The 21,954-nt window shown below is 63.8% G+C and carries 19 protein-coding genes; 5 read left to right on the top strand and 14 right to left on the bottom strand.

What is annotated here, in order from left to right; all coding sequences use genetic code 11:
* Positions 1-40 precede the first annotated feature (40 nt).
* The 7 genes from ACGYLC_RS03800 to ACGYLC_RS03770 form a co-directional block, all read right to left on the bottom strand.
* The gene (locus ACGYLC_RS03800) at positions 41-877 is read right to left on the bottom strand and encodes an ABC transporter ATP-binding protein (RefSeq protein WP_394421779.1); all 837 of its coding nucleotides are present in this window, start codon (positions 875-877) and stop codon (positions 41-43) included.
* 67 nt (positions 878-944) lie between these two features.
* Positions 945-2,225, bottom strand: coding sequence for an ABC transporter substrate-binding protein (locus ACGYLC_RS03795; protein ID WP_394421778.1), 1,281 nt, complete (start codon positions 2,223-2,225; stop codon positions 945-947).
* 82 nt (positions 2,226-2,307) lie between these two features.
* On the bottom strand, positions 2,308-3,384 hold the full coding sequence (locus ACGYLC_RS03790) for a branched-chain amino acid ABC transporter permease (RefSeq protein WP_394398871.1): 1,077 nt from the start codon (positions 3,382-3,384) through the stop codon (positions 2,308-2,310).
* Between the two features lie 159 nt (positions 3,385-3,543).
* A complete protein-coding gene (locus ACGYLC_RS03785; RefSeq protein ID WP_394421776.1) occupies positions 3,544-4,533 on the bottom strand; it encodes a branched-chain amino acid ABC transporter permease in 990 nt (329 codons plus the stop codon).
* A 56-nt stretch (positions 4,534-4,589) separates the two neighbouring features.
* On the bottom strand, positions 4,590-5,408 hold the full coding sequence (locus ACGYLC_RS03780) for an ABC transporter ATP-binding protein (protein ID WP_209218595.1): 819 nt from the start codon (positions 5,406-5,408) through the stop codon (positions 4,590-4,592).
* Between the two features lie 44 nt (positions 5,409-5,452).
* On the bottom strand, positions 5,453-7,423 hold the full coding sequence (locus tag ACGYLC_RS03775) for an AMP-binding protein (RefSeq protein ID WP_394421774.1): 1,971 nt from the start codon (positions 7,421-7,423) through the stop codon (positions 5,453-5,455).
* Positions 7,424-7,582: 159 nt separating this feature from the next.
* Positions 7,583-8,005, bottom strand: coding sequence for a c-type cytochrome (locus ACGYLC_RS03770; protein ID WP_394421773.1), 423 nt, complete (start codon positions 8,003-8,005; stop codon positions 7,583-7,585).
* Positions 8,006-8,131: 126 nt separating this feature from the next.
* On the opposite strand from ACGYLC_RS03770, the gene ACGYLC_RS03765 reads away from it, so the two are divergent.
* On the top strand, positions 8,132-10,042 hold the full coding sequence (locus ACGYLC_RS03765; protein WP_394421771.1) for a PAS-domain containing protein: 1,911 nt from the start codon (positions 8,132-8,134) through the stop codon (positions 10,040-10,042).
* A complete protein-coding gene (locus ACGYLC_RS03760) occupies positions 10,039-10,755 on the top strand; it encodes a response regulator transcription factor (RefSeq protein WP_394421769.1) in 717 nt (238 codons plus the stop codon). The genes ACGYLC_RS03765 and ACGYLC_RS03760 overlap by 4 nt, the downstream gene beginning before the upstream one ends.
* Positions 10,756-10,761: 6 nt before the next feature.
* On the opposite strand, the gene ACGYLC_RS03755 is transcribed toward ACGYLC_RS03760, so the two are convergent.
* The gene (locus ACGYLC_RS03755) at positions 10,762-11,955 is read right to left on the bottom strand and encodes a Zn-dependent hydrolase (protein WP_394421768.1); all 1,194 of its coding nucleotides are present in this window, start codon (positions 11,953-11,955) and stop codon (positions 10,762-10,764) included.
* Between the two features lie 15 nt (positions 11,956-11,970).
* Positions 11,971-14,736 carry a formate dehydrogenase subunit alpha gene (fdhF, locus tag ACGYLC_RS03750; RefSeq protein WP_394421766.1) on the bottom strand — a complete coding sequence of 922 codons (2,766 nt, stop codon included), beginning with the start codon at positions 14,734-14,736 and terminating at the stop codon, positions 11,971-11,973.
* 172 nt (positions 14,737-14,908) lie between these two features.
* Here fdhF and ACGYLC_RS03745 point away from each other — a divergent pair, with 172 nt between their 5' ends.
* Genes ACGYLC_RS03745 through ACGYLC_RS03735 form a run of 3 tightly spaced genes read left to right on the top strand, consistent with a single transcriptional unit; the run spans position 14,909 to position 17,263 of the window.
* Positions 14,909-15,559, top strand: a complete 651-nt coding sequence (locus ACGYLC_RS03745) for a histidine phosphatase family protein (protein ID WP_394421765.1) — start codon at positions 14,909-14,911, stop codon at positions 15,557-15,559.
* Between the two features lie 28 nt (positions 15,560-15,587).
* Positions 15,588-16,211 (top strand): glutathione S-transferase family protein, encoded by a 624-nt coding sequence (locus ACGYLC_RS03740; RefSeq protein ID WP_394421763.1) that lies wholly within the window; start codon positions 15,588-15,590, stop codon positions 16,209-16,211.
* Positions 16,208-17,263: a saccharopine dehydrogenase gene (locus tag ACGYLC_RS03735; RefSeq protein WP_394421761.1), complete on the top strand. Its 1,056-nt coding sequence runs from the start codon at positions 16,208-16,210 to the stop codon at positions 17,261-17,263. The genes ACGYLC_RS03740 and ACGYLC_RS03735 overlap by 4 nt, the downstream gene beginning before the upstream one ends.
* 3 nt (positions 17,264-17,266) lie before the next feature.
* Here the strand turns inward: ACGYLC_RS03735 and ACGYLC_RS03730 are convergent, their stop codons facing one another.
* Genes ACGYLC_RS03730 through ACGYLC_RS03710 form a run of 5 tightly spaced genes read right to left on the bottom strand, consistent with a single transcriptional unit; the run spans position 17,267 to position 21,894 of the window.
* The gene (locus ACGYLC_RS03730; RefSeq protein ID WP_394421759.1) at positions 17,267-17,998 is read right to left on the bottom strand and encodes an SDR family NAD(P)-dependent oxidoreductase; all 732 of its coding nucleotides are present in this window, start codon (positions 17,996-17,998) and stop codon (positions 17,267-17,269) included.
* The gene (locus ACGYLC_RS03725) at positions 17,995-18,561 is read right to left on the bottom strand and encodes a DUF3833 family protein (protein ID WP_394398848.1); all 567 of its coding nucleotides are present in this window, start codon (positions 18,559-18,561) and stop codon (positions 17,995-17,997) included. Before ACGYLC_RS03725 ends, ACGYLC_RS03730 begins: the two co-directional genes overlap by 4 nt.
* Entirely contained in the window at positions 18,558-19,793 is a 1,236-nt protein-coding gene (locus ACGYLC_RS03720; RefSeq protein ID WP_394421758.1) for an MFS transporter, read from the bottom strand. Before ACGYLC_RS03720 ends, ACGYLC_RS03725 begins: the two co-directional genes overlap by 4 nt.
* On the bottom strand, positions 19,790-20,578 hold the full coding sequence (locus ACGYLC_RS03715) for a DUF1365 domain-containing protein (RefSeq protein WP_394421757.1): 789 nt from the start codon (positions 20,576-20,578) through the stop codon (positions 19,790-19,792). Before ACGYLC_RS03715 ends, ACGYLC_RS03720 begins: the two co-directional genes overlap by 4 nt.
* Entirely contained in the window at positions 20,575-21,894 is a 1,320-nt protein-coding gene (locus tag ACGYLC_RS03710) for an NAD(P)/FAD-dependent oxidoreductase (RefSeq protein WP_394421755.1), read from the bottom strand. The genes ACGYLC_RS03715 and ACGYLC_RS03710 overlap by 4 nt, the downstream gene beginning before the upstream one ends.
* Positions 21,895-21,954 lie beyond the last annotated feature (60 nt).

Genomic DNA, 21,954 nt, shown 5'->3' with positions numbered 1-21,954 from the left:
TCTTCTCTTGGTCTTTCCTTCGGGTCCGGGCGGTGCCGGCTTAGCTGAGCCAGCGCTTGCGGCGGCGGTAGCTGCGCACATCGCGGAAGCTCTTGCGGCCTTCGTCGGACATGCCGAGGTAGAATTCTTTCACGTCCTGGTTCTCGCGCAGGTCCTTGGCGGGACCGTCCATGACCACGCGCCCCGATTCGAGGATGTAGCCGTAATGCGCAAAACGCAGGGCGACGTTGGTGTTCTGCTCAGCCAGCAGGAAGGTCACACCCTCCTGTTCGTTGACCGATTTCACGATCTCGAAAATCTGCTCCACCAGTTGCGGCGCCAGACCCATCGAGGGTTCGTCCAGCAGGATAGTCTCGGGCCGGGACATCAGCGCGCGGCCGATGGCGCACATCTGCTGCTCACCGCCCGAGGTATAGCCGGCCTGCGAACGGCGGCGTTCCTTCAGACGGGGGAAATAGGTGTAGACCATCTCGAGGTCGCGCTGGATCGCGGCATTGCCGTCACTGCGCGTATAGGCGCCGGTCAGCAGGTTTTCCTCGATGGTCAGATGTTCGAAGCAGTGCCGGCCTTCCATGACCTGCACGACCCCCTGTTTCACGATCTCGGCGGGGTCCTGATGCTGGATCGCGCCGCCGCGGTACTTGATTGAGCCCTTGGTGACCTCGCCACGCTCCGAGGCCAGCAGCCCCGAGATCGCCTTGAGCGTCGTCGTCTTGCCGGCGCCATTGCCGCCCAGAAGCGCGGTGATGCCGCCCTTGGGCACGTTCAGGCTGACGCCCTTCAGCACGAGGATGACGTGATTGTAGATCACCTCGATATTGTTGACCTCGAGCAGGTTGTCGACTGCGACGTCATTGGTGTTGGCGGCATCCAGCATGTGGTGGACCTTTCCTGGGGTTCGAAGATGTCCCCGGCCACCCGATAGGTGGCCGGGAGCAGGGTTCTTAGCAGTTGCCTTCGATGGCGTTCTCGCTGGCGTAGGCCGCGCTGTCCTCGTCGATCAGCGGCTGGATCACGTCCTGATCCGACTGCATGAAGTCCGACACGAGGTTCCATTCCTTGGCCTCGGAATCCCACTGGGTCACGGCCACGAAGCCTTCACCGCCGTGGTTCTCGCAAGAGACGGAGAACTCGGGGCCGAAGTCCGGCAGGCCAAGCGCCGCCATCTTCTCTTCGGTGATCTCAAGCTGTTCCATCCCGTCGCGCATCTGGCCGCTTGTGATGTCGCTGACGCCATGGATTTCCTGCGCGGTGCGCGCGGCCTCGGCCACCAGCATCGCGGCATAGATGCCACGGTTGTACAGAACGGAGCCGACCTGATCGCCCGCGCCTGCGGCCTTGCCCGCGTCCACAACGTATTTCTGCAGATCGTCATAGAGCGGATAGTCGGAGCCGACGTTGTGGAAGGTCAGCGCCTTGTAGCCATCGGCCTTGGCACCGGCGGCCAGCACGTCGTTCTCGGAGCCGGACCACCAGATGCCGATGAACTTGTCCATCGGGAAGCGGATGTTGGCGGCTTCCTGCACGGCGACCTGGTTCATCACGCCCCAGCCGTACATGATCACATAGTCGGGCTTGTCACGGCGAATTTGCAGCCACTGGGATTTCTGCTCCTGACCGGGGTGGTCGACGGGCACTTCCTTCAGCTCGAAACCATGTTTCTTGCTCAGTTCCTGCAGGGTGCGGATCGGCTCCTTACCATAGGCGGAGTTGTGATAGACCAGCGCGATCTTCTTACCTTCGAGGCTGCCGCCCTCTTCTTCCATGATGTGCTTGATCGCCACCGAGGCGCCATCCCAGTAGTTGGCCGGGAAGTTGAACACATGGCTGAAGACATTGCCGTTCTTGGCCGAGGTACGGCCCAGACCGGAGGTCAGCATGGAAATGTCGTCAGCGGTGACCTTGGGGATCAACTGGTAGGTGATGCCGGTCGAAAGCGGCTGGTACACCAACGCGCCTTCACCCTTGGTGGATTCGTAGCATTCCACGCCCTTCTCGGTGTTATAGGCGGTCTCGCATTCCGGCACGCGGATGGTCTCGCCACCGATGCCGCCGTCACGCTCATTGAGCAGGGTGAAATAGTCGGCATAGCCGTCGGCGAAGGGGATGCCGCCCGCGGCATAGGGCCCGGTGCGATAGCTCAGCGACGGAAAGACGAGGTCCGCCATCACGGGGCTTGCCGCCATCAGGCCAGCTACGGCCAGTGTTCCCAGTTTGTATTTCATCGGTGTTTCCTCCCTTGGATTGTCCGACTTGGGTGTTTGGGCCGGGTTTCCTCCCTCCGGCCTCGCTTTTCATGGCTCCCGCTTAGTGCGGGAAAGGCCACAATCTCAGTTTTTCCTTGGCGACGCGCCACAGCTGCGCCAGCCCGTGCGGCTCTGCGATCAGGAAGACCACGATCAGCCCGCCCACGATCACCAGCTGCAAATGCGCCACGATATCCGTGGGCCAGCCCAGCCAGTCCACGCCGACGATCTTAAGGAGCACCGGCAGGAGCACGAGGAAGGCCGCCCCGGCGAAGCTGCCGAAGATGCTGCCCAAGCCCCCGATGATGATCATGAAGAGCACGAGGAAGGATTTGTTGATGCCAAAGGCTTCGCCCACTTCCACCGCGCCGAGGTAGATCGAGAAGAACAGAGCGCCCGAGACCCCGATGAAGAAGGAGCTGACCGCAAAGGCCGTGAGCTTGGCGCGCAGCGGGTTCACCCCAATGATCTCGGCCGCGATGTCCATGTCGCGAATGGCCATCCACTTGCGCCCCACCGAGCCCCGCGTCAGGTTACGCGCCACCAGTGCGCTGCCCACGGTGAAGATCAGGCAGAACATATAGGTCGCCCAGGCTTCGGTATTGGGGCCGGTGATCAGGATGCCGAAGGTGTCCCGCTCGGGCGCGCTGATCTGGCCCGAGGCGGAGTAGTTGTAGAACCACGGCACCCGGTTGAACAGCCAGACGAGGAAGAACTGCGCCGCCAGCGTCGCCACGGCGAGGTAGAACCCCTTGATCCGCAAGGACGGCAGGCCAAACAGCGCCCCCACCGCGGCGGTGATGCCGCCCGCCAGCAGGATGTGGATGAACATGCTGACCTCGGGCATCGCCGTCATCAGCTTGTAGCAGGCATAAGCCCCCACCGCCATGAACCCCCCGGTGCCGAGGCTCACCTGCCCGCAGTAGCCGACTAGGATGTTCAGACCGATCGCCGCGATGGCGTAGATCAGGAAGGGCAGGAACAGCGAGTTCACCCAGTAGTCATTCACCACGAAGGGCACGACGAAGACCGCGATGAAGAGCACCAGATAGTAGCGGTACCGGTCGAACTTGATCGGGAAGGTCTGCTGGTCCTGGGCGTAGGACGTGTTGAAATCGCCCGCTTCACGATAGAACATTAGACTGCTTTCCCTTCTGCGGTAGTCATTTGCACTGCGCTCTCAGCGGTCAGTGCGCCTTGGGCTGCGCGCGCGCCGCGCAGCATGGCATTCTCAATCCGGGGCTTCGCCCTTTGAACAGGCGAAACTGTCCCCCGGACAGTTTCCGGGTAGCCTGTATCAAACCCGTTCAATGATCTTCTCCCCGAACAGGCCCTGCGGGCGGAAGACAAGGAAGACCAGCGCCAGCATGTAGGCGAACCAGTTCTCGGTCGCGCCGCCAAGGAAAGGGGCACCGATCAGGAACTCGAAGAGCTTTTCGCCCACGCCGATGATCAGCCCGCCGACGATGGCGCCGGGGATCGAGGTGAAGCCGCCCAGCATCAGCACCGGCAGCGCCTTCAGCGCGATGAGCGAGAGCGAGAACTGCACGCCCGACTTCGCGCCCCACATGATGCCCGCAACCAGCGCCACGAAACCCGCAAGCGACCAGACCAGGATCCAGATGAAGTTCAGCGACACACCGACCGACAGCGCGGCCTGGTGATCGTCCGCCACGGCGCGCATGGCGCGGCCCTGCTTGGTGTATTGCGCGAACATTACCAGCCCGGCCACGAGCACCGCCGCCACCACAGAGGCCACGATATCAAGGTTGTCGATGAAGAAGCCGTAGCCGGTGGCGTTATAGGTGAATTCGTCGATCCAGACGTTGATGCCCTGCGGCAAGCCGACGTCGAGGGTCTTGATCTCGGACCCCCACATCAGGTCGCCCACCCCTTCGAGGAAATAGGCCAGACCGATGGTCGCCATGAAAAGGATGATCGGTTCCTGCCCCACGAGGTAGCGGAACACGAAGCGCTGCACGCAATAGGCCAGCACGATCATCACGATCATGGTCAGCACGATGGCAAGGAACGCCGGAATGTGCCAGCCGAAGTGATGCACCTCGGTGCCAAGGATCGCGTTGATCAGATGGCCGAAAGGCACCTGCCCTTCCATGATCCCCACCAGCGTCAGCGCGGCAAAGAGCGCCATGACACCTTGGGCATAGTTGAAGATGCCCGAAGCCTTGTAGATCAGCACGAAGCCAAGCGCGACAAGCGCATAAAGCACCCCGGCCATCAGCCCGTTGAGAAAGACCTCGATCGTAAACGCCAGTTGCTCAGGCATCAAAAGCCCTCCCCAAAGTCAGAACGGCAGTATCATTTCGGGTGATCGTGCGGCGCTCAGTCATGGGCCACCCCCAGATAGGCGTCGATCACCTCTTGGTTGTTGCGCACCTCATCGGGCGAGCCGTCACCGATCTTGCGGCCGTAATCCATCACCACGACGCGGTCGGACAGGTCCATGACCACGCCCATGTCGTGCTCGATGAGCGCGATGGTGGTGCCAAACTCGTCGTTCACGTCGAGGATGAAGCGGCTCATGTCCTCTTTCTCTTCGACATTCATGCCGGCCATCGGCTCATCCAGCAGCAGGATCGTAGGCTCGGCGGCCAGTGCGCGGGCCAGTTCGACCCGTTTCTTTAGACCGTAGGGCAGACGTGCCACGGGTGTCTTGCGGATCGCCTGAATCTCCAGAAAGTCGATGACCTTCTCGGCGATCTCGCGGTTCTCGATCTCTTCGCGCTCGGCTGCGCCTTTCCAGAAGGATTGAGCCAGCATCCCGGTCTTCATCTGCGTGAGACGCCCCGTCATCACGTTGTCGAGCACCGACATGCCCTCGAAAAGCGCGATGTTCTGAAAGGTCCGGGCGATGCCCTGCTGGGCCACCTGATAGGGTTTCATCGGGGGCCGCTTGGCGCCCTTGTACCAGACCTCACCCTCTTGGGGGACATAGAAGCCGCTGATCACGTTCAGCATCGAGGACTTGCCCGCCCCGTTCGGCCCGATGATCGCGCGGATCTCGCCCTCGCGGATGTCGAAGGAAATATCCTTGATCGCCTCCACACCGCCAAAGCGCAGGGTGATGTTCTTCATCTCCATCACCGTGGGGCCGATGGTGCGGCCGTCGTCGGTGACATAGCTGTCAGCCTGATCTTTCACGCTGTCCCTTTCCATAATTCCCGCCTGCCCGGCACTGACCGCGCTCATTCCGCTGCCATCCGGCGGCTGACCGGCTGCACCGCGGCATCGCGAATTTCGAGCGTCGCCTTGATCGAGCCCTTGCGGCCGTCCTCGTAGGTCACTTCGGTCTCGGTGCTGACCTTGTCTGAACCATCGTAGAGTGCGGCGATGATGTCGGCGTATTTCTCTTCGATGATCTTGCGGCGGACCTTGCGGGTGCGCGTCAACTCACCGTCGTCGGCATCGAGTTCCTTGTGCAGCACGACGAAGCGGTGCACCTGGCAGCCCGAAAGCATCTCGTCCTCGGCGACCGAGCGGTTCACCTCCTCCACATGGCTCTGAATCGTGTCCATCACCTGCGGATGCCGCGCCAGTTCCTGATAGGAGGCGTAGCCGATGTTGTTGCGCTCGGCCCAGTTGCCCACCGCCGTCAGGTCGATATTGATAAAGGCGGTGCATTCGGTGCGGCCGTTGCCGAAGACCACGGCCTCGAGAATGTTGGGGAAGAACTTGAGCTTGTTCTCCACGTATTTCGGCGCGAACAGGCTGCCGTCGGCCATCTGGCCCACATCCTTGGCGCGGTCGATGATGCGCAGATGGCCTGAGCTTTCCTCGATGAAACCCGCGTCGCCGGTGGCGACCCAGCCCTCGGCATCCTTGGTGTCGGTGGTGCTTTCGGGGTTCTTGTAGTATTCCACAAAGACGCCGGGCGAGCGGTAGAAGACCTCGCCGTTGTCAGCAATCTTCAACTCCACCCCGGGGCAGGTCACGCCCACGGTATCGCTGCGCACCTCGCCATCGGGCTGGGCGGTGATGAACACCGTCGCCTCGGTCTGGCCGTAGAGCTGTTTGAGGTTGATGCCCAAGCTGCGGTAGAAGTCGAAGATTTCCGGCCCGATCGCTTCACCGGCGGTATAGCCCACCCGCACGCGGCTAAAGCCGAGCGTGTTCTTCAACGGGCCATAGATCATCAACTCGCCGAGCGCATATTTCGCGCGGTCCATGAAGGAGACCTTCTTGCCATCCAGAATGGCGGGGCCGACCTTGCGGGCATGGGCCATGAAAGTGTCGAAGAGCCACTTCTTGAACCGGCTCGCGTCTTCCATGCGGATCATGACGGAGGTCAGCTGCGTCTCGAACACGCGCGGCGGGGCGAAGTAATAGGTCGGCCCGATCTCGCGCAGGTCGACATGCATCGTGTCGGCGCTTTCGGGGCAGTTGGTGCAGAACCCGGTCCAGAGCGCTTGACCCACGGAGAAGATGAAGTCCCCCACCCATGCCATCGGCAGATAGGCGAGGATTTCGTCGGTCCGCTTGAGATTGTCGAACTCCGAGGAGGACTTCGCCGTTTCGATCACGTTGCGGTTTGAAAGCACCACGCCCTTGGGCTTGCCGGTGGTGCCCGAAGTATAGAGCATCACGCCAGTGGAATCGTAATCCAGCTTGGCCTGACGGGCTTCCAACTCGGCGATGTGCTTGTCGCGGTTGGCGCGGCCCATCTCCTGCACGGCGGTATATTGGTCGAGCTTGGAATGGTCGTATTTGCGCAATCCGCGCGGGTCGAGGTAGATCATCCGCTCGAAGTCGGGAAGCTGGTCCTGCACCTCGATGATCTTGTCGACCTGCTCCTGATCGCCCACCACGGCAAGACGCGCGCCGCAATGGCCCATGACATAGGCCATCTCTTCGGCATTGGCGTCCTGATAGAGCGGCACCGGCACGGCCCCGGCCATCTGCGCGGCCATCATCGCCCAGTAGAGATAGGGACGGTTGCGCCCGATGATGGCGACGAAATCGCCCTCGTTCAGCCCCAGTTCGAGAAACCCGAGGGCCAGCGCCTCGACCTCGTCGCGAGTCTGCGACCAAGTCCAGCTTTGCCAGATCCCGTATTCCTTCTCCCGGTAAGCGGGGGCGTTTGCGAATTCACTTGCGTTGCGGTGCAACAGCGCCGGCACGGACTGAGGTCCGTCGGCACGCGTCAGCGGCTTGGCCAAATTGTCTTCCTCCCATGCCCGCCCTCCCCGGCGGGTTCGATCGCTTGTGCGATTCTATGATCTCACAAGTGACGTTCTCTTTTTTGTGGAGGTCAACTTTTTCCTGATCTTTTCCGAATTCTAACGAATTGTTACAGCGCCGCCGCGCCCCATTTTCCGCTAGTCGATCCCATTGGCGCGCTGCACTTCGCGCACATAGGTCACGATGGATTTCACCTCTGCCGGGGTAATCCCTTCGACCGGGGGCATGTTGCCGAAAGACCAGTGATGCTGGCGCACGCCATTGGTGGCGGCGACCATGAAGGATGCGTCGCCGTGATGACTGGGCTCATAGATCTTATGGATCAGCGGCGGACCACCCCCCTCGCGCCCGGCGGCGTTGACCCCGTGGCAGGCGGCGCATTTCGCCTCGAACGCCCGCGCGCCGATCTGCGCGGGGCCGCTCAGGCTTTCCGGGACGGTGACCTTCACCATGGCCGCGCCACGCACGGCGGGGGCCGGGGCTTCTTCGGTCTGCCACCAAAGATACCCGCCTGCCAAGACCAGCGCCGCCGCCGCGCCTGCTCCGATTTTCTTGTTCATGCTCTGCCTTCCGGTTTCCATTCGGCGCGCTTCTCGGGGCCTCCAGCGCAAGAAGGTCAAGCGCGATTTGCGCGCGGCTCTTTGCCTTTCGCCCGCGCGGTGCTAGCCCTATGCGAAAGGATGCCGATGCAGATCACCGACGACCAAACCAAAGCGCTGACCAATGCCGGTCTGAACCTGATCGCTCAGGCGCTAACCATCTATGACAGCGACCTTCGGCTCGCGGTCTGCAACGCCCCGTTTCAATCCATGTTCGACCTGCCGGACCGGCTGGTGACCCCCGGCGCGCCCTTCGAGGATACGATCCGCCATCTGGCTGGCACCGGCGAATATGGCGAGGTGGGGGATGTCGACGCCTTCGTGGCCGAGCGGGTGGAACAGGCCCGCGCCTTCGTGCCGCATTACATGGAGCGGACCCGCTCGAACGGGCGCACCATCAGCGTCGAAGGCTCGCCCCTGCCCCAAGGCGGCTGGGTCACCGTCTATACCGACATCACCAACACCAAGCGGCAAGAGGCGCTGTTGCGGGCACGCTCAGACGCGCTGAGCGATCAACTGTTGTCCCATGCCGAACAACTGGCCGCCACGAACCGCCAGTTGGAGGCGACGATCACAGCGCTGGAAGAGGCCAAACGACAGGTCACCGAAAGCGAGGCCCGCACCCGGCTGACGACCGAGATGATGCCCGCCCATATCGCCCATGTCGACGCGAGCGGGCATTACATCTACTCCAACCGCCGCCTCAGCAGCGTGATGCCGGGGCGGCCCAGCAACATCTACGGGCTGCATATCAGTGACGCGCTTGGGGCGGCGGCCTATGCGCGGATCAAGCCCGCGCTGACCCAAGCCTATGCGGGCAGCCCGGCGGTGATCGAATTCACCCATGACGAATCCGCCCGCCGCATCCGCGGTGCCTTTACCCCCGACGGGCGCGGCGGGGTCTATATCCTGTCGATGGATATCACCGAAGAGACACAGACCCGCGTGGCCCTGCAACAGACCCTGAAGCGCGAGTTGGCCTCGCGGATGATCTCCGGGCTGGCGCATGACTTCTCGAACCTTTTGACGATCATCCTCGGGATGCAATCGAAACTCGCCCGGCTGCCCGACATGCCGCCGCAAGCGGGCGAATTGATCGAAGGCACCTTGGCCGCCGCGCGGCGCGGCGGCACGCTGCTCAGCTCCATCGCCGATGTGACCGAACCCCGCGCCCTGCGCCCCGTGGCCACCGACCCCGCCGCCCTTATGAGTGAGCTTTCGACCCTCGCCGCCCCCACTCTGCCGCCGAAATGCGCGCTGGTGGTGCGCAATGACGTGCCCGAAGGGGCGGTGCTGCTCGACAAAGGCCGGGTGCAGGATGCGCTGTTGAACCTCATCCTCAACGCCCGCGACGCCTGCGGCGCGCGGGGCACGATCACGCTGACGCAACGGCTGGTGCATGACACATGGATCGAATGGGTGATCCACGACACCGGACCGGGCTTTGCGCCCTCCGCGCTGGAGCGTGGGGTCGAGCCGTTCTTTACCACTAAGGGCAGCGAGGGGTCAGGGCTGGGCCTGTCGATGGTCTATGATATGACCAAATCCTCAGGCGGCGATCTGCGGCTGAGCAATTCGCCTGAGGGCGGCGCGCAGATCAGCCTGCGCCTGCCCTACCGCGCCGCCGTGCCCGCCACCACCGGGCTGGTGCTGCTGGTCGAGGACACCACCGACATCCGCGCCGTGGTGCGCGACATGCTGATGGATCAGGGCCACTCGGTGATCGAGGCAACCAGCGCGGATGAGGCCACCGCCCTCATCGCCGATCTGCCCGACATCGCGCTGGTGCTGTCGGACATCCAGCTTTCGGGCGAAGGCACCGGGATCGACCTTGCCCGCCGCGTCGGCAGCAGCCTGCCGCTTTTGCTGATAACCTCCCTGCCCCCCGATCACCCGCTTTTCGTCGAGGCGCAAACCCTCGCGCCGGTGCTGCGCAAACCCTTTGAAAAAGACGATCTGCAAGCACTGATCGCCCCATTGAAAGCCACCGCCCCATGAGCCGTGATACCGCCTTGCGCCCGCTGGTCACCATTCTGGATGACGAACCCGAGATCCGGCAGATGCTGTCGGATACGTTGGAGGAAGCGGGGTTTGACACGCTCAGCTTTGGCCGCGCGCGGGCCTTCGAGGCCGCATTGGCCAGCCATACGCCCGATGTCTGCCTTGTCGATCTGTCGCTGCCCGACACCGACGGGCTGACGCTGGTGCACCGTCTGGCGCTGGAACAAGGCGCCATCGTGATCATCATCTCAGGCCGCGCGCAGGTGCAGGACCGGGTCACTGGGCTGGAGCTTGGCGCCGACGACTACATCATCAAACCCTTCGACCCGGCCGAGGTCGTGGCCCGCATCCGCGCGCGTCTGCGCAGCGCCAAGCCCACACCGCAGGCCGGCACCACGGCGCGGTTCAACGGCTGGACCGCGCATTTCGACCGTTATGTGCTGCAGGACGCCACGGGCGCCGAGGTCACCTTCTCCCATGCCGAGGGCGAGGTGCTGCGGCTCTTCCTCGACGCGCCGAAGCGGCTCATTAGCCGCGCGCAGATGCAGGAAAGCCTCGGCGGTGTCGCCTCGGAAAGTTTCGACCGAGCGATGGACGTGCGCATCTCGCGGCTGCGCACGAAGCTTGGCGAAGACCCGAAGAACCCGCAGTTGATCAAGACGATCTACGGCGCGGGCTATATCTTCCTCGGCGACGTGGACTGGGACTGAGCGCGTTTAGAGCGCCGCGACAGCCCGCCCCAGCACCTCGACTGCCGCGACCAAATCGGCTTCATCCGTGTCCTCCTCGAAGGCATGGCTGATCCCGCCGATCGACGGCGCGAACAGCATCGCCACCGGCATCAGCCGCGCCACATTGGTCGCGTCATGCAGGGCACCCGAGGGCATCTTGCGCCATTTGCCCGGGGCCACAGCTTCAGCCGCCTTCGCCAGCGCATCGCGCAGCCGCGCGTCCATGGCAACCGGCTCCAGCCCCAGCATCGGGCCGAAGGACAACTCCATCCCGCGTGTTTCGGCCATCTCTTGCGCGGTTTCGCGTATGATCTTCTCCATCCGCCCCAGACGGTCGCTATCGCCGTCGCGCCATTGCATGGAAAACACCGCTTTGCCCGGCACGATGGACGAAGCATTGGGGTGCAGGCTGACATGGCCGATGGTCCAGACGGTGCTCGGCGTCACCACATTGCGCAGCCGGTCATTGAGTAGGCTGTTAAACTCCGACACCGCCTGAAAGGCATCGCGCCGCACCGCCATCGGGGTGGTGCCCGCGTGGTTCTGCTGGCCCTTGAAGGTCACCTTCATATCGCGGATGCCGACGATGTCGCTGACCACGCCGATCTGCTCACCACTGTCATCCAGCGTCGGCCCTTGTTCGATGTGCAACTCGATATAGCCGGTGAACTGCGCGGGATCGACGGGGCCGGTGACCATATCCGTCATCGCGCGGCGCGCCTCGGCCAAGCTGACCCCGGCATGATCGGTGAGGCCGTCAGCATCCACCTGATCCAACGCGCCGGACCAGACGGTCGAACCGGTGGTCACGCCAAAGCGCCCCTCTTCGTCCTGAAAGGACACGACCGAGACCGCAGGCCCTCCGGCCTCACCCGCTGCGCGGGCGACTTCAAGCGCGGCGATCACGCCCAAGGCCCCATCAAGCCAGCCGCCTTCGGGCTGGCTGTCGGAATGCGACCCCAACAAAATCGACGGCCCCGCGGCCAGACCAAAGAGGTTGCCCATGGCATCGACCTCGACCTTCAGCCCCGCATTGCGCATCCGCCCGGCAAGCCATTCGCGTGCCTCCACATCGGCAGCGGAATAGGCGGGGCGCACCACACCCTTGCCCACACCCGCCGCGCCGATGGCGCGCAGATCGTGCAGGTCTTTCAAGAAACGGGCGGCATCAATCTTCATTCTTCCAAACTTTCCTTACTCGGCGGCGACGGCTCCTTTCGCCGCCTCCACCCTGACGGCAGAGAACTTAAACTCCGGGATCTTGCCATAGGGGTCAACCGCCGGATTTGTCAGGATATTCGCCGCCGCTTCGACATAGGCGAAGGGCAGGAAAACCATGTCGGGTGATACCGCCCGATCCGCGCGGGCCATGATCTCGATACTGCCGCGCTTGGTCGACAGCCGCACATGCTCCCCCGGGGTCACACCAAGGCGGCGCAGGGTCGACGGGTGGAGCGAGCAATTCGCCTCCGGCTCCAGCCCGTCGAGCACTTTGGACCGCCGCGTCATCGAGCCGGTGTGCCAATGCTCCAACTGCCGCCCGGTGGTCAGGATCATCGGATAGGCCTCATCCGGCGCGTCATCCGGCGCCACGATCGCGGCGGGGGTGAATTTGGCGCGGCCTTCGGGCCGGGGGAAACCTTCGCTAAAGACAATCGCCTGCCCGGGATCGTTTTCGCTGAGCGACGGGTAGGTCACTGCATTCTCCTGCGCCAGCCGGTCCCATGTGATGTTGTCGAGCGAGGCCATGTTGCGCTTCATCTCGGCAAAGACCTCTGCCGGGCTCTCGTAGTCCCAGCCCAGCCCCAGCCGCTTGGCCAGTTCCACCTCGATCCACCAATCCTCGCGCGCCTCTCCGGGGGGCGTCACCGCCGGGCGGCCCATCTGCACCTGCCGGTTGGTGTTGGTCACCGTGCCGGACTTCTCGGCGAAGGCCGAGGCGGGCAGGATCACGTCGGCGTAATTCGCCGTCTCGGTCAGGAAGATGTCCTGCACCACGAGGTGGTCGAGCTTGGCGAGCGCCGCGCGGGCGTGTTCCACGTCCGGGTCCGACATCGCCGGGTTTTCGCCCAGCACATACATCGCCTTGATCTCGCCGTCGTGCACCGCATCCATGATCTCGGTCACCGTCAGACCCTTCTCGGCGCTGAAATCGCCCGAGCCCCAGACCTCGGTGAAGGCCGAGCGCACGCCATCTTCCTCCACTGGCTGGTAGTCAGGCAGGAACATCGGAATGAGGCCCGCATCCGAGGCGCCCTGCACGTTGTTCTGCCCGCGCAGGGGGTGCAGCCCGGTGCCGGGGCGGCCGACATGGCCGGTCATCAGCGCGAGGCTGATCAGGCAGCGCGAATTGTCGGTGCCGTGAATATGCTGGCTCACCCCCATGCCCCAGAAGATCATCCCCGCCTTGGCCCCGGCAAAGGTCCGCGCCACGTCGCGCAGCACCTCGGCCTCGATGCCGCAGACGGCGGCCATGGCTTCGGGCGGGAAGTCCTTCAGATGCGCCTTTTCGGCCTCCCAGTTCTCGGTATAGGCCTTGATGTATTGTTCGTCGTAGAGGCCTTCCTCCACGATCACCTGCATGATCGCGTTCAGCATCGCCACATCGGTACCGGGGCGGAATTGCAGCATATGCGACGCAAACCGGCGCAGGCCCTGCCCGCGCGGGTCCATGACGATGAGCTTGCCGCCGCGCTTGGTGAACTGCTTGAAATAGGTCGCGGCGACGGGGTGGTTCTCCACCGGGTTGGCGCCGATCACGATGGCCACGTCGGCATTCTCGATCTCGTTGAAGGTCGCGGTGACGGCACCGGAACCGACGTTCTCCATCAGCGCTGCCACCGAAGAGGCATGGCAGAGCCGCGTGCAGTGGTCGACGTTGTTGTGCCCGAACCCCTGCCGGATCAGCTTCTGGAACAGATAGGCTTCCTCATTGGTGCATTTGGCACTGCCGAAGCCCGCCACCTCGCGCCCGCGCCCTTTCAGGCCCTTGGCGGCAAAATCCAGCGCCTCGTCCCATGTCGCCTCGCGAAACACCTCGCCCCAGTTGCCCGGATCGACGTTCAGCCCCTTGGCGGGGGCGTCGTCGCGGCGGATCAGCGGTTTGGTCAGACGGTGCTCGTGGTGGATATAGTCAAAGCCGAAGCGCCCCTTCACGCAGAGCCGCCCCTCATTGGCCGGGCCGTCGATCCCTTCGACATATTTGACCTTGTTGTCCTTCACCTTCAGCGAGATCTGGCAGCCGACACCGCAGAAGGGGCAGACGCTGGCGACCTCGCGGTCAAAGTCGGCAGAATCGCCAACCTGTGTCTCGTCGACCACGCTGGCGGGCATCAGTGCCCCCGTCGGGCAGGCCTGCACGCATTCGCCGCAGGCCACGCAGGACGACGCGCCCATGGGATCGTCGATGTCGAAGACCGGATAGGCGTCATGGCCGCGCCCCGCCATGCCGATCACGTCATTGACCTGCACCTCGCGGCAGGCGCGGACGCAGAGGTTGCACTGGATGCAGGCGTCGAGATTGACCCGCATCGCCACATGGCTGTCGTCCAAAAACGGCACGCGGTCGCGCTCCAACTTCGGGAAACGGCTTTCCTCTACGCCGCTCTGCGCCGCCATCTCGCGCATGTGGCTCGACCTGTCATGCGCCACCTCCTGCGCGGGTTGATCGGCCAGCAGCAATTCCATCACCATCTTGCGCGCATTCTGGGCCCGGGCGTTGTTGGTGGTGACGACCATCCCCTCGGCAGGTTCGCGGATGCACGACGCCGCCAGCACGCGCTCGCCCTCGATCTCAACCATACAGGCGCGGCAGTTGCCGTCGGGGCGGTAGCCGGGGGCGGGTTTGTGGCACAGATGCGGGATTTTCAAACCCCGACCGTTCGCGACCTCCCAAATGGTCATGCCGGCCTCGGCCTCGACGGTCTGCCCATCAAGCGTGAATGTGATCCTCTCGGCCATGGCTGCCTCTCCCCTTGGCTATTGCCCAAACTATAGGCAAAATCCGGCGCTTGTCAGGGGCCAATCCCGACACCCCGTCACGGATAAACGCCGCGCCAGTGCATTGCGGCGCATCGCATTGTATGGCCCGGCAAGCTGCCCTATCACTTGGGCGAACAGTGAAAGCCATTTGATGTCCCACATTACCCTGATCCGCCACGGCCAAGCCAATTCCACCGCCAAGGACGAACTGAGCTATGACCAACTCAGCCCGCTTGGCCATGAGCAAGCCGCCTGGCTAGGGGATCATCTGCGCCAGAGCGAGACCTATCACACAAGGCTCTATACCGGCACGCTGACCCGCCATATCGAAACCGCGGAGGGGATGAACACCGGGCTGGAGCCCATTCGCGACGCGCGGTTGAATGAGCTGGAGTATTTCACCCTCGCCAATCTGATGGAGCAGCAGCACAAGGTGCCCTTCCCCCGCGAGGGCGAGTTCGTGCACCACCTGCCGCAGGTCTTCGACTATTGGAAAGCGGGCAAGCTTGCCGATACGCCAGAGACCTATGAAAGCTTTGAGACGCGGGTGCAATCCGTTCTGACCGAGATCGCCGAGGGCGAAGGCCCGGCGCTGGTGGTGACCTCGGGCGGGCTGATCTCTTTGGCGATGGCGCAGGCGATGGACGTGGGGATCCCGGCGATGGCGCGGCTGGCGCTGGCGATCATGCATACTTCGATGCACCGGCTCTTTCCCATCGGCGGGCATTGGTCGCCCGTGCTGTTCAACGCCGTGCCGCATCTTGACCGCCCCGACCGCCGCCTTGCACAAACGCATATGTAACCCCCCCTCGCCCGCGAAAGGCTGACCCATGCTGAAACTTCACTACGCCCCCGGCACGATCTCGGTCGCCGTCGCCATCGCCCTTGAAGAAGCGGGGCTGGCCTATGAGCCGGTGAAGGTCGATTTCGCCAGCGCCGAACAGACCGCCGCGCCCTATCTGGCGCTGAACCCCAAGGGCCGGGTGCCGACCCTCGTGACCGAAGCGGGCAGCACCCTGACCGAGACCGGCGCGCTTTTGGACTATGTCGCCGCCCGCGCGCCCGAGGCGGGGCTGGTCCCCGCCGACCCTGAACGCGCGGCCCATATGCGCGGGGTGATGTACTACCTCGCCTCCACCATGCATGTGGCCCATGCGCATAAAATGCGCGGCCACCGCTGGGCCGATCAGCAATCCAGCTTTGACGATATGAAAGCCAAGGTGCCGCAGACCATGGCCGATTGCGCGGCCTATCTCGAAAACCACGCCATCCGGGGTGATTTCGTGGCGGGCGATGGCCTGTCGCTGGCCGATCCCTATCTCTTTGTCGTTTCGGGATGGCTGGCCGGTGACGGGGTCGACCGCGCGGCCTACCCACAGCTTGATGCCTTCGCCGCCCGCATGGAAAACCGTGCCAGCGTCAAGGCCGTGCGCGCGAAAGGATTCTACGCATGACCCATCTATGGCTCCGCGCCGAGCAGCGCGACAATGAGACCCGCACGGGGCTGACGCCCGAGGGGGCCGCCGCGCTGATCGCGTCTGGCATGAAGGTGAGCGTCGAAGACAGCGACAGCCGCGTGATCCCCACCGCCGCCTATGCGCAGGCGGGCTGCGAGATTGTTCCGGCCCATAGCTGGCCCGACGCCCCGCGCGATGCGGTGATCTTTGGCCTCAAGGAACTGCCCGAAGACGGCACGCCCCTGCCGCATACGCACATCATGTTCGGCCATGCCTACAAGGGCCAATCCTCGGGCCGCAAACTACTGGAACGGTTCAAGGCCGGCGGCGGCGCGCTGCTGGATTTGGAGTATCTGACCGATGACAATGGCCGCCGCGTTGCCGCCTTTGGCTATTGGGCGGGTTTCGCGGGAGCGGCCGTCTCGGTCAAATGCCGCATCGCGCAGCTGCGCGGGGAGACCTGCGGCTCTGTTGCGCCCTACGCTGACGCCGAAGCTCTGAAAGCCGCACTAACCGAAGAACTCGCCCAAGTCGACGCAAGCGGCGACCGCGCGCTGGTCATCGGCGCTTTGGGCCGGGTGGGCCGTGGGGCCAGCGATCTTTGCGCGGCTCTGGGCATCCCCGTCACCGGCTGGGACATGGCAGAGACGGCCCACGGCGGACCCTTCCCCGAAATCCTCAACCACGCCTATTTCTTCAACTGCATCCTTGCAGGGCCAGACACCCCCGCCTTCGTCCGCCCCGATGCCCCCGAAGCAGAGCGTGCCCTGCGGGTGATCGGCGACATCGCCTGCGACCCCGACAGCGCTTTCAACCCCGTGCAGGTCTATGACCGCGCGACCATTTGGGCGGCGCCCGCCCTGCGCGTGCATGACACTCCGCCGCTGGATGTGATGGCCATCGACAACCTGCCGTCCATGCTGCCGCGCGAAAGCTCTGAGGATTTCGCGGGCCAGTTGCTGCCGACCCTGCGGTCGCTGCCAGAGACGGACAATGCTGTCTGGCAACGGGCGCGCGACCTGTTCGATCAGCATGTCGCCGAGGTCTGACCCTCAGGAAAAGAACCGGTAGTACAGCCAATCCGGCAGAAAGCGCCCCAACCGGAACAGCAGTGAGAAGCCGTAAGGAAAATCCAGTTTGAAACTGTCGCTGTTCATATGCTCGAAGACGCGGCGCGCGGCGGCGTCCGGCTCCATCAAAAAGGGCATTTTGAAATCATTCTTGTCGGTCAACCGGGTCTTAATAAAGCCCGGGTTGATCGCCTGCACCTGCACGCCGGTCTTGCGCAGATCGGCGTGCATGCATTCCGCCAAGGACAGCGTCGCCGCCTTGGAGGCCGTATAGCCGATCGAGCCGGGCAGCCCGCGATAGGCGGTCAAGCTGGAGGTGATGACGATATGCCCGTGATCCCGCGCGACCATCTGCGGCACCACCTGCCCCAAGACGCGCATCAAGCCGGTGAAATTCACATCGGCCATGGTCACGCCATGCTCTGCCTGCCACTCCTGCGCGCCAAAGGGCCAATAGGCCCCCGCCAGATAGACCAGCCCGTCGATTGGCCCCACATCCTTGGCCGCCTGCGCGACGTCTTCGTCGTCGGTCACATCCATGACCCGCACCCGCGCCCGGCCCGGCAGGGACTGCGCCAGTTCGGTTAGCTTGTCTTCGGACCGAGCAGAGAGGATCACCTCGGCCCCGGTGCGGCTCAACTGATGCGCCAGCGCCGCGCCAAGCCCGTCGCTTGCGCCCACCAGCCAATAGGTCTTGCCTTGCCAGTCTTTCATCTTTCCTCCGCCGGTCGCAGGGTGGCGACCAATTCTGCTACTTTGATCCCGAATTTCCGAAACTGACTGCGATTGACGATGGTGCCATCGGGGGTGAGATACATCCAATCGACGGTTTTTAGCACATGGCTGCCCAGTTCTTCGGGCAGTTGGATACGATAGCGCAGCTGCAATGTCGGGCCAGCCTGAACGCCCTGCCCCACCCCGATCACATCCGGCGCGGTGCTGGTGAAACGGCCATTCTTCCCCAGCGTCACGGTCCATTCGCGCTGCTGACGCGAGCCGTCGTTATAGCGGAAACTCTCGGCCACGGTGGCGACATCGCCCTCCCAGGACACGTCGAATTTGGCCGTGAAGCTGCTGGTGACCCGGCCAAGGGGGCCGAAAATCACACCCTCGCAGATCATCTCATCGCGCAGATGCAAGCGCAGGTCGAAGACAGGGAAGGAATCCACATAGTCGCTGGGCGATTGGCCATGAAACTCCCCCAACCGGCGGCGCAGGAAAGTGAGCAATAGACCAAGGCCCAGCCCGACAGCGATAAAGATCAGCGGCTCTGTCACGATGTCTCCACGTCTTTGGCACCGGCGAGAAGAGCGATCGCCAGCAATTTCAGGGCGCAAGGTACACCGGCATAGAACCAGATCAACAGGGAGATGGATGTATCGGAACTGGTCCCCGTTGCGGTCTGCAACCCTGCACTTTCTAAGGCGGGAAGTAGGGCCGCCGCCGCGAAAGCCAAGGTCAGTTTGGACACGAAAGACCAAAGGCCGAAGCCTTCGGCCGCCGAGGGGGAAATCTGCGCCATACGGCTGGCGAACATGGCAGGCAATAGGGTCAGATCGGCCCCCAAGACCGCGCCGGAAGCCAGACAGACCAAGGCGAAAAGCACCACATCCCCCGGCCCCAGAAACAGCGCCCCGCCGAAGGCTGCGATGCCCAAAGCCATCGCAACCAAGAGCACCCGGCGTGGGCCATGGCGTTCGGCCAGCATCCCCCAAAGCGGTGCCGCCGCCGCTGCCGCGATGAAAAACAGCAGCAAGAGCGGCCCCTCCCATCCCGGTGCCTCAAGCGCCAGTTCGACGTAGAAGAGAAACAGGGTCGAGGTGACGGCCACCGGGGCGGCATTGACCAAGGCGATGAGCAACAACCTCCGCGCCTGCCCATCGCGCAAGACGGTGCCGAAACCGCTCGCGCCCGGCAGCTCTGCCGCCCGCCACTCCCTGCGCATCGCCACCACGGCCCAGAGCGCCAGAACCGCGAACCCCACCGCGAAACCGGCAAAAGGCCGATCCAGCGCCAAGCCCAGCAGCAGCGGCGCGACCGAGGCGAGACAGACGCCCAAAAGCGCCCCAGTCTCGCGCCAGCGGGCGAGGGTCAGATGCCCGGCACCCGCCAAGCTGTCAGCCTTGGCCACGCCTTGGGCATAGAAACAAATGGTCAGAAAGCTGAAGGCCGAGAAGACCAGCGTCAGCATCAGGGCGAACCACAGCACGGGTGCCATCGGCGCGGGCACCGCAAAAAGCCCCAGCATCGCCAGCGCCATCACCGCCCCCGCCACCGTCACCGCCAGCCCGCGTTTGTGGCGGAGCGCTTGTGCCAGCCACCCGAGTGCCGGGTCTTGCACCACGTCCAACAGCCGCAGACCAAAAAGGACAGAGCCAAGCGCCGTCAGCGAAACCCCGTATTCATCGACATAGAACTTCGGCGCGTGAATGTAGATCGGCAGCCCCGCCGCGGCGAGCAATGCGGCGAAAAGCGCATAGGCGGGCAGCCGGGCCGCGCGCGCCCTCATCGCCCGCCCGCGCCATGGGCCGCATCACGGGAAACCTCGGCCTCAGGCGCCTCGGGGCGGTTGCGGAACCCCGCCCCCTTGAGCCAGAGCTTCAGCGCCTGCCAGTGGATCAGCGCCAGCACCCGCCGCGCCCCAAAGGGGCGGCGCAGCAGCGACCAGAGGATGCGGCCATTGGTCAGCGGCGCCCGCGGCCCGGTCAATGTGGCGATCAAGCCGTTCTCCCCATCCGAGAAATCGATCCAGATGCCGATCCGCTCAGCGCGGATGTCGAAGCGAAAGACATAGCCGCCCGAGATGTCCTGAAAGGGCGAGACATGCATGAGCTTTGCGGCCCGCAAGCGATCCTCGGGCGCGATGGGGCGCAGGTCGGGGTGGTGGCAGAGATAGGAATGCCGGTCGCCATAGGTATTCGTGACCTCGGCGATCACGGCAATCAGCGCGTCATCGGCCCGACGGCAGAGCCAAAAGCTGACCGGGTTGAAGACATGGCCCAGCACCCGCGGCTGCGCCAAGAGTTCGATCCGCGCAACCCCTGTGATATCATGCGCCGCCAAAACCTCGCGCACCCAAGGGGCGCCGCGCCCCTGCCCCGGCGCGCCGCCGTGGTCGCTGTCGTGCAGGCTGGTCACATTCGCACCATTGCGGGCGAACAGAGTGGGCGCAGTCAGCGCCTCGGTCTCGGCATCGCAGATCACATAGTCGACCGAATAGCGGAAACGGTTCTCGACCGCGCCCTTGCGGCCATGGAAGGTCTGGCCGCGGATATGATCGACCTGCGCCGTCACTCCGCCGCCAAAGGCGCCGCCCGCGCGGCCTGCATCCGTTCAACCACATCCACCGCGCTGGCCAGCCCGTCTTCGTGGAAGCCATTGCGCAGCCATGCCCCGCAGAACCATGTGTTATGACTGCCGTCGAAGGCGCGCACCTCGTCCTGTGCGGCCAAGGCGGCAAGGTCATAGACCGGATGGCGCAGGGTCACTTGGTCATAGATCAACTCCTCGCGGATGCTGCGTTTGGTGTTGAGCGTGACAAAATGCGGATCATCCTGCGGGATCGGTTGCAGCGAGTTCATCCAATAGGTCAGGTCGATCCGGTCGGACTTCTGCACACGATCCTCGGTATAAACCCACGACGCCCAAGTAGAGCGCCGCTTGGGCATGATATTGGCATCGGCATGTAGCACGATGTCATTGGGCTGGTAACGGATTGCGCCAAGGGCGCGTTGCTCGGCCTCTGTCGGATCGGCAAGCATCGCCAACGTGTCGTCGGAATGGGTGGCAAAGATCACCTCGTCGAACGCCTCCCATTCGCCACCATAGGCGCGGACCTCGACCCCCTGCGCCGTGCGGCGCACCGCCTGCACGGGGCACTCGGTGCGCAACGCGACACCCTTCGCGCGCAGGGCGCTTTCCAACCGGTCGACATATTGGCGCGAGCCGCCCTTGACCGTGTACCACTGATGCTGGCCGGAATAGTTCAACAGCGCGTGGTTTTCGAAAAAGTTGACCATGGCATGGGCGGGGAAATCCATGATCTTTTCCGTCGGGGTGGACCAGATCGCGCCCGACAGGGGCGAGAGGTAGAAGTCGCGGAAATAGCGCCCGGTGCCCAGTCGGTCGAGAAACTCCGCGATGGTCATCGACGGGTCACGCGACACGGCCAGCGCGTTCTTGTTGAAATGCAGAATGTCCCGCAGCATCCGCAGGAAAGGCGGGCTGAACATATTACGTTTCTGGGCAAAGACCGCGTTGAAATTGGTCAGCGCATATTCCAGCCGCCCGCCGTCGATCGACGCGCCAAAGCTCATGTTCGAGGGCACAACCGGCACGTCCAGTTCCGCAAAGAGCGCGGCAAGATGCGGGTAGTTGGCATAGTTGAACACGATGAACCCGGTATCGACCGGCTGATCGCCATTCTTGCCCGCGATCACCGTCCGCGCATGGCCGCCGATCTTGGCCCCTGCCTCGTACAGGGTCACACGGTCCGCAGGCGCCAGCATATGCGCCGCCCCCATGCCGGAAATCCCACCGCCGATCACGGCGACACGCCGCCCAAGCGGCTGTTGGGGGAGAGTGCTGTCGTTCAGAGCTTCAAAAGGCATAGGGGTCCTGCTTTGGTCCGGAACTTTGGATATGGGGCACCCACGGGTAAAGGGGAGTTA

Source organism: Sulfitobacter sp. 1A12157, assembly GCF_043557345.1.
GTDB lineage: Bacteria > Pseudomonadota > Alphaproteobacteria > Rhodobacterales > Rhodobacteraceae > Sulfitobacter.
The sequence above is the reverse complement of the archived record's forward strand: the minus strand, read 5'-3'. Positions and strand labels throughout refer to the sequence as shown.